General features: G+C 72.9%; 13 protein-coding genes. 10 read left to right on the plus strand and 3 right to left on the minus strand.

Annotated elements, in window-relative coordinates:
- Positions 1–14: 14 nt before the first annotated feature.
- From JT723_RS06600 to JT723_RS06610, 3 genes are read left to right on the plus strand one after another with little or no spacing between them, the layout of a single operon-like run.
- The gene (locus JT723_RS06600; protein WP_205043518.1) at positions 15–737 is read left to right on the plus strand and encodes a lysophospholipid acyltransferase family protein; all 723 of its coding nucleotides are present in this window, start codon (positions 15–17) and stop codon (positions 735–737) included.
- Complete coding sequence (locus JT723_RS06605; protein ID WP_205043519.1) at positions 734–1,735, plus strand: NAD(P)H-dependent glycerol-3-phosphate dehydrogenase; 1,002 nt, start codon at positions 734–736, stop codon at positions 1,733–1,735. Before JT723_RS06600 ends, JT723_RS06605 begins: the two co-directional genes overlap by 4 nt.
- A 12-nt stretch (positions 1,736–1,747) precedes the next feature.
- Positions 1,748–2,935 (plus strand): D-alanine--D-alanine ligase family protein, encoded by a 1,188-nt coding sequence (locus JT723_RS06610; RefSeq protein ID WP_205043520.1) that lies wholly within the window; start codon positions 1,748–1,750, stop codon positions 2,933–2,935.
- A 36-nt stretch (positions 2,936–2,971) separates the two neighbouring features.
- Here the strand turns inward: JT723_RS06610 and JT723_RS06615 are convergent, their stop codons facing one another.
- Both JT723_RS06615 and JT723_RS06620 read right to left on the minus strand, forming a co-directional pair.
- A complete protein-coding gene (locus JT723_RS06615) occupies positions 2,972–3,454 on the minus strand; it encodes a DUF3515 domain-containing protein (protein ID WP_251512466.1) in 483 nt (160 codons plus the stop codon).
- A gap of 19 nt (positions 3,455–3,473) precedes the next feature.
- A complete protein-coding gene (locus JT723_RS06620; RefSeq protein ID WP_205043521.1) occupies positions 3,474–3,707 on the minus strand; it encodes an Lrp/AsnC family transcriptional regulator in 234 nt (77 codons plus the stop codon).
- A gap of 158 nt (positions 3,708–3,865) precedes the next feature.
- On the opposite strand from JT723_RS06620, the gene JT723_RS06625 reads away from it, so the two are divergent.
- Positions 3,866–4,831 (plus strand): thiamine-phosphate kinase, encoded by a 966-nt coding sequence (locus tag JT723_RS06625; protein ID WP_205043522.1) that lies wholly within the window; start codon positions 3,866–3,868, stop codon positions 4,829–4,831.
- The gene (thiD, locus tag JT723_RS06630; protein WP_251512468.1) at positions 4,828–5,649 is read left to right on the plus strand and encodes a bifunctional hydroxymethylpyrimidine kinase/phosphomethylpyrimidine kinase; all 822 of its coding nucleotides are present in this window, start codon (positions 4,828–4,830) and stop codon (positions 5,647–5,649) included. The genes JT723_RS06625 and thiD overlap by 4 nt, the downstream gene beginning before the upstream one ends.
- Positions 5,650–5,744: 95 nt before the next feature.
- On the opposite strand, the gene rpmB is transcribed toward thiD, so the two are convergent.
- Complete coding sequence (gene rpmB / locus JT723_RS06635; RefSeq protein ID WP_033173090.1) at positions 5,745–5,930, minus strand: 50S ribosomal protein L28; 186 nt, start codon at positions 5,928–5,930, stop codon at positions 5,745–5,747.
- 532 nt (positions 5,931–6,462) lie between these two features.
- Between rpmB and JT723_RS06640 the strand changes: the two genes are divergently transcribed.
- From JT723_RS06640 to JT723_RS06660, 5 genes are all read left to right on the plus strand, one after another.
- Positions 6,463–8,259 (plus strand): DAK2 domain-containing protein, encoded by a 1,797-nt coding sequence (locus JT723_RS06640; RefSeq protein ID WP_251512470.1) that lies wholly within the window; start codon positions 6,463–6,465, stop codon positions 8,257–8,259.
- A gap of 54 nt (positions 8,260–8,313) precedes the next feature.
- Complete coding sequence (recG, locus tag JT723_RS06645) at positions 8,314–10,533, plus strand: ATP-dependent DNA helicase RecG (RefSeq protein WP_205043524.1); 2,220 nt, start codon at positions 8,314–8,316, stop codon at positions 10,531–10,533.
- A gap of 69 nt (positions 10,534–10,602) precedes the next feature.
- Positions 10,603–11,184, plus strand: coding sequence for a 16S rRNA (guanine(966)-N(2))-methyltransferase RsmD (rsmD, locus tag JT723_RS06650; RefSeq protein ID WP_205043525.1), 582 nt, complete (start codon positions 10,603–10,605; stop codon positions 11,182–11,184).
- 38 nt (positions 11,185–11,222) lie between these two features.
- The gene (gene coaD / locus JT723_RS06655) at positions 11,223–11,702 is read left to right on the plus strand and encodes a pantetheine-phosphate adenylyltransferase (RefSeq protein WP_033173086.1); all 480 of its coding nucleotides are present in this window, start codon (positions 11,223–11,225) and stop codon (positions 11,700–11,702) included.
- Positions 11,703–11,712: 10 nt separating this feature from the next.
- On the plus strand, positions 11,713–12,900 hold the full coding sequence (locus tag JT723_RS06660; RefSeq protein WP_205043526.1) for a F0F1 ATP synthase subunit B: 1,188 nt from the start codon (positions 11,713–11,715) through the stop codon (positions 12,898–12,900).
- Positions 12,901–12,921 lie beyond the last annotated feature (21 nt).

Raw genomic sequence — 12,921 nt, forward strand, 5'->3', positions numbered from 1 at the left:
GTAGAGGAGTCCGGGTGTCCCGCCGCAGAATCGGTTTCTGGTACCGCCTGGCGGCCGTCATCGCGAAACCGCCGCTCATTGTGCTGTTCAAGCGGGATTGGCGCGGAATGGAGCACATTCCGGCCGACGAAGGATTCATCACGGCGGTGAACCACAACTCGTACCTCGACCCGCTGTCGTACGCGCATTTCCAGTACAACACCGGACGGGTGCCGCGCTTCCTGGCCAAGGCCGCCCTGTTCAAGCCGTTCTTCGTCGGCACAGTGCTGCGCGGTACCGGCCAGATCCCGGTCTTCCGGGAGTCCACCGACGCCGCCAACGCCTTCCGCGCCGCGGTCACCGCGATCGAGTCGGGCGAGTGCGTGGCCTTCTACCCCGAGGGCACCCTCACCCGCGACCCCGACATGTGGCCGATGGTCTCCAAGACCGGCGTCGCCCGCGTCGCCCTGCTCACCAAGGCCCCCGTCATCCCGGTCGCCCAGTGGGGCGCCAACGAGGCCATGCCGCCGTACGCGAAGGAGAAGAAGTTCCGCTTCTTCCCCCGCAAGACGCTGCGCGTCGTCGCAGGACCGCCCGTCGACCTGGACGCCTACTACGGCCTGGAGCCCACCGCCGAGACGCTGCGCGCTGTCACCGAGACCATCATGCGCGCCGTCACCGAGCTGCTCGCGGAACTGCGCGGCGAACCGGCCCCCGAGGGGCTCTTCGACCCGCGCAAGGCACGGGAGGGCAAGTGACGGTGCGCTGCGCGGTCTACGGCACGGGGTCGTGGGGCACCGCCTTCTCCATGGTGCTCGCCGACGCCGGGTGCCAGGTGTCGCTGTGGGGGCGCAGGCCCGCCCTCGTCGACGCCATCAACACCACCCGGCACAACCCGGAGTACTTCCCCGAGCTGGAACTGCCCGCCGCCGTCACCGCCACCGCCGACGCGGCGCAGGCCGCGCACGACGCCGAGTTGGTCTTCCTCACCGTGCCCTCCCAGACGCTGCGCGGCAACCTCGCCGAGTGGGCGCCGCTGCTGCGCGGCGACGCGGTGCTGGTCAGCCTGATGAAGGGCGTCGAGCTGGGCACCGCCAAGCGGATGAGCGAGGTCATCGAGGAGGTCGCCAAGACCGGACCCGACCGGGTCGCGGTCCTGTCGGGGCCCAACCTGGCGCCCGAGATCGCCGAACGGCAGCCCGCCGCGTCCGTCGTCGCCTGCCGGGACGACGCGGTGGCCCGCCGCATCCAGGCCGCCTGCCACACCGCGTACTTCCGCCCGTACACCAACACCGACGTGGTCGGCTGCGAACTCGGCGGCGCGGTCAAGAACGTGATCGGGCTCGCCGTCGGCATCGCCGACGGCATGGGGCTCGGCGACAACACCAAGGCGTCGCTGATCACCCGCGGCCTGGCCGAGACCACCAGGCTGGGCATGGCGATGGGCGCCGACGCACTCACCTTCGCGGGCCTGGCCGGCATGGGCGACCTGGTCGCCACCTGCTCCTCGCCGCTGTCCCGCAACCACACCTTCGGCACCAACCTCGGCCGCGGCATGAGCCTGGCCGAGACCATCGCGGTCACCCGGCGGACCGCGGAGGGCGTCAAGTCCTGCGAGTCGGTGGCCGATCTCGCCCGCCGCCACGGCGTGGACATGCCGATCACGGAGACCGTGGTCGATATCGTGCACAACGGAAAGCCGCCGGTCGTGGCCGTGCGGGAGTTGATGTCACGGTCCGCGAAGTCCGAAAGGTAAGGTCAACGCGTCATGAGCAACCTGCCTTCCCCCCAGAGCCCGGGACCCGACGAGCCCGCCGTCCGCCAGGCGCCGTCCGGTTACGCACGCAAGCCGCGGGTCGCCGTCGTCTTCGGCGGCCGCAGCTCCGAGCACGGTGTCTCGGTGGTGACCGCGGCAAGCCTGCTGCGCGCCATCGACCGCACCAAGTACGACGTCCTGCCCATCGGCATCACCACCGAGGGCCGCTGGGCGCTGACCGCCGACGAGCCCGACCGGATGGCCATCGCCGACCGGCGGATGCCCACCGTCGAGCAGGTCGCCGACCACGAGGGCGCCGTCGTCCTGCCGGTCGACCCGGCAAGCCGCGAGGTCGTCTACACCGAGGCCGGCGCGGTGCCCAAGGCACTGGGCGAGGTCGACGTGGTCTTCCCGCTGCTGCACGGCCCCTACGGTGAGGACGGCACCCTGCAGGGTCTGCTCGAACTCTCCGGCGTCCCCTACGTCGGCGCGGGCGTGCTCGCCTCCGCCGTCGGCATGGACAAGGAGTACATGAAGCGGATCTTCACCTCCTTCGGCCTGGCCGTCGGCCCCTACACCGTGGTCCGCCCGCGGGAGTGGGACCGCGACCCGGCCGCCGTCCGCGAACGCCTCACCGGCTTCGCCGCCGAGCACGGCTGGCCGCTGTTCGTGAAGCCCGCCCGCGGCGGCTCCTCGTTCGGCATCAGCAAGGTCGACGGCCCCGAAGGGCTCGACGCGGCCATCGCCGAGGCCCGCAGGCACGACCCCAAGCTGGTGGTCGAGGCGCTGCTGCGCGGCCGCGAGATCGAGTGCGCGGTGCTGGAGTTCGAGGACGGGCCGCGCGCGTCGGTGCCCGCCGAGATCCCGCCGGTCACCACCCACGCCTTCTACGACTTCGAGGCGAAGTACATCGACTCGGCGGAAGGCGTCGTGCCGGCGCCGCTCACCCCCGAGCAGACCGCCGAGGTGCAGCGGCTCGCGGTGGCCGCCTTCGAGGCCGCGTCCTGCGAGGGCCTGGTGCGGGCGGACTTCTTCCTGCTGGACAGCGGCGAGTTCGTGATCAACGAGATCAACACCATGCCGGGCTTCACCCCGATCTCGATGTACCCGCGGATGTGGCAGGAGAGCGGCGTGGACTACCCCGAGCTGGTCGACCGGCTCATCCAGGCGGCACTGCGGCGCTCCACCGGGCTGCGCTGAAACGTCCCTGCGGCCCCGCGGCCCACCCGCGGGGCCTCACAGTTCGGGGATCGTCTTCTTCACGGCGGCGGCGAGGTCGGTGAGCGGACCGATGTCGACGGCGTGCTCCTTCGGCAGCCGCACCTCGACGTACGCCAGGCGCAGCGTCGTGGTGAGCACCAGCGAACCGCCCGACCCCTTCTCGACCGACCAGCTCACCCCGTCCGCGTCGACACCGTCGGCCTCGGGATCGTCGTCGACCGCCGGTCGCGGCACCCCGCAGCGCAGTACGATCGCCGGGTCCCCCCACCCGGTGACCAGCTCGGAGCGCGACCCCACACCATGCCGCGACAGCCCCTGGACCTTCTGCGGCAGCGCGTCGTGCAGCGCACGGCAGTAGCCGGCGGTACGCGCGTCAGGAACCGGTACGGCGACGGCGCCGTCACCGCTACCGGACGTCGCGAAACCGTAGGCCGCCGCCGCGGCAAGGCACGCGACGGCGGACACGTTGATGAGAACCACCCGGTGGAAGAGCGCCACCGGGCGAGCATATCGGGGGCTAGATATGGACCACGGGACAGGTCAGGGTTCGGGTGATGCCGTCCACCTGCTGGACCCTGGCGACCACCATCCGGCCGAGTTCGTCGACCGTGTCCGCCTGGGCCCTGACGATGACGTCATAGGGACCCGTGACGTCCTCGGCCTGGATGACACCGTCGATCTTGGAGATCACCTCCGCTACTGCCGAGGCCTTGCCGACCTCGGTCTGGATCAGGATGTAGGCCTGTACCACGGAACCTCCAGGGCGGCTACGAGGATCATGTGGGAAGGGGGACGCCACGTTATCGCGTCGTCGCGCACAGCGGGGAGACCCGCGCGGTACCTGACCCCCGTATTGACGGGAAACACGCAGCAGAACCGGCGAATGCCGAGACCTAAGGGGACGATGAGATGAAGGGGACTGTGGGCGAGTTGGGGGAGTTCGGGCTCATCAGGGAACTGACCTCCCGCCTCACCTCGACCCCGGCCGTGAAAATCGGCCCCGGTGACGACGCGGCCGTCGTCACCGCGCCCGACCGGCGGGTGGTGGCCACCACCGACATCCTGGTCGAAGGACGGCACTTCCGCCGCGACTGGTCCACCGCCTACGACGTCGGCCGCAAGGCCGCCGCGCAGAACCTCGCCGACATCGCCGCCATGGGCGCCGTCCCCACCGCCGTGCTGCTCGGCCTGGTCGTCCCCACCGACCTGCCCGCCACCTGGCCCATCGAGCTGATGGACGGCATCCGCGACGAGTGCCAGGTCGCCGGCGCTGCCGTCGTCGGCGGCGACGTCGTCCGCGGCGACACCATCACCGTCGCCGTCACCGCACTGGGTGACCTGCGCAACCGCAGTGCCGTCACCCGATCGGGGGCGCGTCCCGGCGACGTCGTCGCCGTCACCGGCTGGCTCGGCTGGTCCGCCGCAGGGCTCGCCGTCCTCTCCCGCGGCTTCCGCTCCCCGCGCGCCTTCGTCGAGGCCCACCGCCGCCCCGAGCCCCCGTACCACGCGGGACCCGCGGCCGCGGAACTCGGCGCCACCGCCATGACCGACGTCAGCGACGGCCTGGTCGCCGACCTCGGCCACATCGCCGCGGCCAGCGGCGCCGACATCGACCTGCGGTCCGCCGCCGTCGACGTGCCCGCGCAGATGACCGACATCGGCACCGCCGTCGGCGTCGACCCGCTGCACTGGGTGCTCACCGGCGGCGAGGACCACGCCATCGTCGCCACCTTCCCGCCCGACGTGAAACTGCCCGCCCGCTGGCGGGTCATCGGCTCGGTCACCGCACCCGCAGGACGCACCCCGCAGGTCACCGTCGACGGCGCCCCCTGGGAGAAGGCCGGCGGCTGGGACCACTTCGGCGACGACGCGTGAACCGTCCGCCCGCCCGGGTGCTCACCGTCGCCGGTTCCGACTCCGGCGGCGGTGCCGGCATACAGGCCGACCTCAAGACCATGCTCGCCCTCGGCGCCCACGGCATGAGCGTCGTCACCGCCGTCACCGCGCAGAACTCCCTCGGCGTGCACGGCACCTGGGACCTGCCGCAGGGGGCGGTACGCGCGCAGTTCCGCGCCGTCGTCGACGACATCGGGGTCCAGGCCGTCAAGACCGGCATGCTCGGCTCCGCCGCACTCGCCGGCACCGTCGCCGACCTGCTCACCGGGCTCGACGTGCCCGTCGTCGTGGACCCGGTCGGCACCTCCAAGCACGGCGACGCCCTGCTGCGCGGCGACGCCCCCGACGTCGTCCGCCGCAGACTCCTCCCGCTGGCCACCGTCGCCACGCCCAACCTGGACGAGGTGACCCGGCTCACCGGCATCACCGTCACCGACCAGGAGGGCATGCGGGCCGCCGCCGACGCCGTACTGGCCTGCGGCCCGCGCTGGGTGCTCGTCAAGGGCGGCCACCTGCCCGACGCCGAGCAGTACGCCGAGTGCGCCGACCTGCTCTCCGACGGCCGCACCGAACGCTGGTACCACGCCCCCCGATACCCCAACCGCCACACCCACGGCACCGGCTGCACCCTGGCCAGCGCACTGGCCACCTGCCTCGCCCAGGGCCACGACGTGCCCACCGCGGTCGGCCTCGCCAAGTCCTACGTCACCGGCGCCATCGCCGCCGGCTTCCCCCTCGGCGCCGGCATCGGCCCCGTCGACCACGGCTGGCAGGCCAGGTCCCTGCGGACGGGGTGACGCCGAAAAGCCGGCCCACCGCGAGGTGGACCGGCTTCCTGAGAGCCGGACGGCTGCGCCGCTGCGAGAACGCGTCAGCGCGGAGGGGTCACGCGCTAGCGCGAGACCTTGCCGGCCTTGATGCACGAGGTGCAGACATTGAGCCGCTTCGGCGTCTTCCCCACGACCGCGCGCACCCGCTGGATGTTGGGGTTCCAACGGCGCGGGGTACGGCGGTGCGAGTGGGAAATGCTGTTGCCGAAGCCCGGCCCCTTGCCGCAGACGTCGCAGTTGGCAGCCACGGGACACTCCAAAGACTTCAGATGCATTTACGAGGAAAAGCCCGGGAGAGCCCCAGGCAACCGGAGCAGCATACAACGGCTGCGCCTATGCAACGAAACTACCACGCCCCCGGGGGTCCCCCGGCCCCCTCCCGCCGGTGCGCGGCTCGTCTCGCGGTTCCCCGAGCCCCTGCGTGGGTGCCACTTGCTGTGGCGTTGCCTTCTTCCCGCCGTCGTGGCCGGTCGCGCAGTTCCCCGCGCCCCTGGTTGTTGCCCTCTTCCCACAGAAGCGGGCGCCTTTAGGCGGCGCCGTCTGCCTGCGCAGGGTGAGCGTTTTTCAGGAGGCGCCCTCTGGGCAGGAAGGGGGAGCGTTTTTCAGGGGCGCGGGGAACTGGCGCCCAGCCCGAGGAGCGGGAAAGCAGGCAACGCCACAGCAAGTGGCAATCGCCGAGGGGCTCGGGGAACCGCGAGACGAGCCGACCACCCGGGGGAAGGGGGAGCCCGGGGGCCGGGGCGGCTAGGCTCGGAGAAATCGCTCTCCGCAGGAGGTTTCGTGCCGCCCTCGCTCGCCGCACCCCAGGTGCGCACTTGGTGCCGGCTCGCCCTCGCGGCCCTGGGCCTGGCCCGGGAGGAGATCGACGCGATCAACGTCTACCCCGTCGCCGACGGCGACACCGGCACGAACCTCTACCTGACCGTGGAGTCCGCGGCCCAGAGCGTCGAGGCCGTCTTCGACGCCCATGCGGCGGCGGACCCGGTGGCGGGGCCGACGCTGCCGGAGGCCTTCCGGGCGATGTCGCACGGCGCCCTCATCGGTGCCCGGGGCAATTCCGGCACGATCCTGGCCCAGCTCCTGCGCGGCATGAACGAGCCGCTCACCGCGGGCGGCAGCCCGGATGCCGACGCCCTGCGCCGCGCCCTGCGCTCGGCGGCGGACTCCGCGTACGAGGCGGTCGCCCACCCGCAGGAGGGCACGATACTGACGGTGGCGAGCGCGGCGGCGGACGCGGCGCAGGCGGCGGACGGCGGCCTGGCCGAGGTGGTGCGCGCGGCCCACGCCGGCGCCCGTGCCGCCCTGGCGGCGACCCCCGGGCAGCTCGGCCCGCTGCGGGCGGCCGGTGTGGTGGACGCCGGCGGCCTCGGCCTGGTCGCGGTTCTGGCGGCGCTGTCCGACGCGGTGACCGGTGACCCGCCGAGCGCCACGTCGACGGCGCCGGGTGCGGGCACGTCGTTCCTGCCGGGCACGGTGGGCGACGTCGCGGTGACCGGCGACCCGGCGACCGTGCCGGGCGCGGGCACCTCGTCGGTGCCGGGTGCGGGCACGTCGTTCCTGCCGGGCACGGTGGGCGACGTCGCGGTGACCGGCGACCCGGCGACCGTGCCGGGCGCGGGCACCTCGTCGGTGCCGGGTACGGCGGCCGACGTCGAGACCTGCGCGGTCGTCGGCGGGCCGGCCTTCGAGGTGATCTACCTGCTGGAGGCGTCCGCGGCAGCGGTCCCGGCGCTGCGCGAGCGCCTCGACGGCCTCGGGGACTCGCTCGTCGTCGTCGGCGGCGACGGCCTGTGGAACGTGCATGTGCACGTCGACGACGTGGGCGCCGCCATCGAGGCGGGCATCGACGCCGGGCGGCCGTATCGGATCCGTGTGACGCACTTCGGGGAGCAGGCGGGGCGTACCGCGGAGCGCCACGAGCGGGCCGTGGTGGCCCTGGTGCGGGGCGACGGGATGGCGCAGCTGTGCGCGCAGGCCGGCGCGACGGTGCTGGCGCTGCGCCCGGGCGAGCCGCCGGCCAGCGGTGAGATCGCCGCCGCGATCCGCAGGGCGCGCGCCCGCGAGGTGATACTGCTGCCGAACGACACCGAGCTGCGGCCCGCCGCCGGCGCCGCGGTGGAGCAGGCGCGCGCTGACGGCGTGCGGGTCGCCCTGATCCCCACCCGCTCCGCGGTCCAGGGCATCGCGGCGCTTGCCGTCCACGAGCCCTCCCGCCGCTTCGACGAGGACGTCGTCGCGATGACGTCCGCGGCCGGTGCCACCCGATACGCGGAGGTCGCCGTCGCCGAGCACGAGTCGTGGACGATGGCGGGGGTCTGCCAGGCGGGCGACGTCCTCGGCCTGATCGACGGCGACGTGGCGGTGATCGGCGCCGACGTCGCGGACACCGCCGTCCACGTCCTGGACCGGATGCTGGCGGCCGGCGGCGAGATGGTGACCCTGGTGCTGGGCGCGACCGCGCCGCCCGGGCTCGCCGACCGCCTGGAGTCGCACGTCCGCGACCGGCACCTGGCGGTGGACACGGTGACGTACCAGGGCGGGCAGGCGGCCTGCCCGCTGCTGATCGGCGTGGAGTAGCCACCTGCTGCCGGGCCGCGGTTTTGTCAGGGGTGTGCGCCAAGATGGGGAGCGATGACTGGCAACCCGTTGGACGAACCGCTGCGCAAGATCGTCGGGGACCGCACCGCCAAGGTGCTCGGCGAGCACCTCGGCCTGCACACCACAGGCGACCTGCTGCACCACTACCCGCGCCGCTATGCCGAGCGCGGTGAGCTGACCCGCCTGGCCGACCTGCCGGTCGACGAGTACGTGACGGTGGTCGCGCAGATCTCCAAGGCGGACAAGCGGACGTACGGCGGCGGCTCCGGCGTACGCCTCGAAGTCGTGGTCAGCGACGGCAGCGGCACCCTGACGCTGGTGTTCTTCAGCAAGGCCGCGCATGCGCACGCGCACCGGCTGATCCCGGGCCGCCGCGGGATGTTCTCCGGCAAGGTGTCGGTCTTCAACCGCACCCGGCAGCTCGCGCACCCCGACTACCAGCTGCTGGACGCCGACGACGCGGGCGACGCGGGCGACGCGACCGTCGCGGCTGTCGACGCATTCGCCAACCGGCTGATCCCGCTGTATCCGGCGTGCAAGCAGATCACCTCGTGGAAGATCGCGCAGGCCGTGGAGACCGCGCTGAACTCGCTGGAGGGCACCGGCTGGGCGGGCGTCGGCGAACCGCTGCCCGACCAGCTGCGCGCCTCCCGCGGCCTTGCCTCGCTGCCCGAGGCGCTGGAGAAGGTGCACCGGCCGCGTACCAAGGCCGACATCGGCGCGGCCAGGGACCGGCTGCGCTGGGACGAGGCGTTCGTGCTGCAGGTCGCGCTGGCGCGGCGGCGGGCCGCGGAGTCCGCGCTGCCCGCGGTGCCGCGCCGCCCGGCCGCCGACGGGCTGCTCGCGGCCTTCGACGCGAAGCTGCCCTTCACCCTCACCGACGGCCAGCGCACCGTCTCCGCCGAGGTCTTCGCCGACCTGGCCACCGACCACCCGATGCACCGGCTGCTGCAGGGCGAGGTCGGCTCGGGCAAGACCCTGGTGGCGCTGCGCGCGATGCTCGGCGTGGTCGACGCGGGCGGGCAGGCCGCGATGCTCGCGCCGACCGAGGTGCTCGCGCAGCAGCACCACCGCTCCGTCACCGAGATGATGGGCGAGCTGGCGGAGTCCGCCGGCATGCTCGGCGGCTCGGAGCTGGGCACCAAGGTGGTGCTGCTGACCGGTTCCATGGGCACCGCCGCCCGCCGGCAGGCGCTGCTTGACCTCGTCACGGGCGAGGCGGGCATCGTGGTGGGCACCCACGCGCTGATCGAGGACAAGGTCAAGTTCCATGACCTGGGGCTCGTCGTGGTCGACGAGCAGCACCGCTTCGGGGTCGAGCAGCGCGACGCGCTGCGGGCCAAGGCGCCGCAGCCGCCGCATCTGCTGGTGATGACGGCGACCCCGATCCCGCGGACCGTCGCGATGACGGTCTTCGGCGACCTGGAGACCTCGGTGCTCGACCAGCTGCCCGCCGGCCGTTCGCCGATCGCGACCCATGTCGTACCGGCGGCGGAGAAGCCGCACTTCCTCAGCAGGGCCTGGGAGCGGGTGCGCGAGGAGGTCGAGGGCGGGCACCAGGCGTATGTGGTGTGCCCGCGGATCGGCGACGACGAGGACGCCAAGGCGGCGGCGAAGAAGGCCGACGACGCCGAGCGCAGGCCGCCGCTGGCGGTGCTGGAGGTCGCCGAGCAGATCGCCGCGGGACCGCTGGCCGGCCTGCGGGTCGAGGTGCTGCACGGCAGGATGGCGCCGGACGCCAAGGACGACGTGATGCGGCGCTTCGCGGCCGGCGAGGTGGACGTGCTGGTGGCGACCACGGTGATCGAGGTCGGCGTCAACGTGCCCAACGCCACCGCCATGGTGATCATGGACGCGGACCGCTTCGGCGTCTCGCAGCTGCACCAGTTGCGCGGCCGGGTCGGCCGCGGGTCGGCGGCCGGGCTGTGCCTGCTGGTCTCCGAGGCGCCCGAGGCGAGCCCGGCGCGCGGCAGGCTCGACGCGGTCGCCGGCACCCTGGACGGCTTCGAGCTGTCCGAGATCGACCTGCAGCAGCGCCGCGAGGGCGACGTGCTCGGCCAGGCCCAGTCCGGCAGCCGCTCCAGCCTGCGGATGCTGACGGTGATCGACGACCGGGAGATCATCGAGCAGGCCCGGCAGGAGGCCGTCGCCGTGGTGTCGGCCGACCCCGAGCTGACCGGCCACCCCGACCTGCGCAGCGCCCTCGACAGCCTGCTGGACGCGGACCGCGAGCAGTATCTGGACAAGGGCTGAGGCGGCAGCGGGAGCCGGACCGGCGCGGGCGGATAGGCTGCGGAGCGTGACGCGAAGGGTGGGCAGCAGATGACGCGGGTGATCGCCGGGGCGGCCGGCGGCCGGCGGCTGGCCGTACCGCCGGGCACCGCGACCCGGCCGACGTCGGACCGGGCCAAGGAGGGCCTGTTCTCCACGCTGGAGTCGCTGCGCGGCACCCTGGTGGGGGCCAGGTTCATGGACCTGTACGGCGGTTCCGGCGCTGTCGGCCTCGAAGCGCTCTCGCGCGGCGCCGCGCATGTGCTGCTCGCCGAGTCCGACCCGCGGGCGGCCCGCACGATCCGGGAGAACGCCGCCGCGATCGGCCTGCCGGGCGCCGAGGTGCGGGCCGGCCGGGCCGAGAAGGTCGTCGCCGTGGCGCCGCCCGCCGAGCCGTACGACGTGGTCTTCCTCGACCCGCCCTACGACACCCCGGACGCGGACCTGCGGGAGATCCTGCTCACACTCGGCACCGGCGGCTGGCTCGCACAGGACACACTCGTCACCGTGGAACGCAGGACCCGGGGCGGTGCCTTCGACTGGCCGGCCGGATTCGAAGCACTGCGCTCCCGGCGGTACGGCGAGGCGACTCTTTGGTACGGTCGCGCCGCCCAAGTTACCGCCGGGTCATGAACCCGCGTAACGCCCGTTCGCAGAGCGAGGAGCCAGCAATGCGCCGCGCAGTCTGTCCCGGGTCCTTCGACCCGGTCACCAACGGCCACCTCGACATCATCGCCCGCGCCTCCCGGCTCTACGACGTCGTGCACGTCGCGGTGATGATCAACCAGTCCAAGCAGGGCCTTTTCGGCATCGACGAGCGGATCGCGCTGATCGAGGAGGTCACGGCCGACCTCGGCAACGTCCAGGTGGAGTCCTTCCACGGGCTGCTGGTGGACTTCTGCAAGCAGCGCGACATCCCGGCCATCGTCAAGGGCCTGCGGGCGGTCAGCGACTTCGACTACGAACTGCAGATGGCCCAGATGAACATCGGCCTGTCCGGTGTCGAGACGCTCTTCGTCCCCACCAACCCCGCCTACAGCTTCCTGTCCTCGTCCCTTGTGAAGGAAGTCGCCCAGTGGGGCGGGGACATCTCGCACCTGGTTCCGGCTCCGGTTCTGGAGGCGCTGAACACCAAGCTGCGGCAGCGCTAGAGTCTTCGGCGTGGACGTCCAGAAGAAGCTCGATGAGATCGCGGCCACCGTGGCGAACGCCCGGTCGATGCCGATGTCGGCCTCCTGCGTGGTGAACCGGGCCGAGCTGCTCGCCATGCTCGACGAGGTGTCCGCCGCGCTGCCCGACTCCCTCGCCCAGGCCGAAGGGCTGCTCGGCGACCGTGAGCAGATGGTCGAGGAGGCCAGGGCGGAGGCCCGGCGGATCATCGAGTCGGCGCACGCCGAACGCGGCTCGCTGGTCTCCGACACCCATATCGCCCGGCAGTCCAAGGACGAGGCCGAGCGGATCGTCGCCGAGGCCCGCCGCGAGGCCGACGAGATCCGCGCCGAGGCCGACGACTACGTCGACAGCAAGCTGGCGAACTTCGAGGTGGTCCTCACCAAGACCATCGGCTCGGTCGACCGCGGCCGCGAGAAGCTGCTCGGCCGCCACCCCGACTTCGACGAGCAGGGCTTCCCCGTCGAGGACGACCCGGACGCCCCCGAGCGCAGCACCGACCCCGAGACGCTGCGCCGCCGCGCCGACGAGTACGTCGACACCAAGCTCGGCGCCTTCGAGGCGGTGCTCAGCAAGACCCTGGAGGCCGTCGGCCGCGGCCGGCTCAAGCTCACCGGGCACAACCCCATCGACGACCTGGCCGCGCAGATCGCCGCGGCCGACGGCGCCGAGGGCGACCCGCAGCACCACCACCAGCAGTCCGACGCCGACTACCTGGCGGGCCTGGCCGCGCCCGCGCCCGAGCAGGCCGACCTGTCGCAGTACGGCTACGACCCGCAGGCGCAGCCCGCCGAGCCCCAGCCGCCGGCCCAGGACCCCGGCTACGGCTACCAGGGGCAGCAGGAGGCGTACGCGCAGCAGGCCTACGCGGCCGAGCCCGGCGACGGCTACCAGGACGACGGCTACCAGCAGGACTACGCCCAGCAGGCCGGCTACGCCGACCCGTACGCCCCGCAGCCCGGCTACGGCCAGGACCAGGGCTACGACTACGGCCAGGGCGGCCAGCAGGGCTACGAGCAGCAGCCCGGCTACGACCAGCAGCAGTACCCGCCGCAGATCCCGTACCAGCAGCAGGGCCAGGGGTATGCGCAGCCGGCCGCCGCACTGGACGAGACCAGCTTCTTCGACACCGGGATGATCGACCTCAACCGGCTGCGGGAACTGGAGCAGGGCCGCTGACCGGTCCGCGCCGGTCGGGCC

This window comes from Actinacidiphila bryophytorum, assembly GCF_016916835.1.
Taxonomy (GTDB): domain Bacteria; phylum Actinomycetota; class Actinomycetes; order Streptomycetales; family Streptomycetaceae; genus Actinacidiphila; species Actinacidiphila bryophytorum.

Excerpts from the sequence above, each read along its gene's own strand:
- JT723_RS06610 (WP_205043520.1), top strand. The coding sequence starts at position 1,748 with ATGAGCAACCTGCCTTCCCCCCAGAGCCCGGGACCCGACGAGCCCGCC.
- JT723_RS06625 (WP_205043522.1), top strand. The coding sequence starts at position 3,866 with ATGAAGGGGACTGTGGGCGAGTTGGGGGAGTTCGGGCTCATCAGGGAA.
- recG (WP_205043524.1), top strand. The coding sequence starts at position 8,314 with ATGACTGGCAACCCGTTGGACGAACCGCTGCGCAAGATCGTCGGGGAC.
- rsmD (WP_205043525.1), top strand. The coding sequence starts at position 10,603 with ATGACGCGGGTGATCGCCGGGGCGGCCGGCGGCCGGCGGCTGGCCGTA.
- coaD (WP_033173086.1), top strand. The coding sequence starts at position 11,223 with ATGCGCCGCGCAGTCTGTCCCGGGTCCTTCGACCCGGTCACCAACGGC.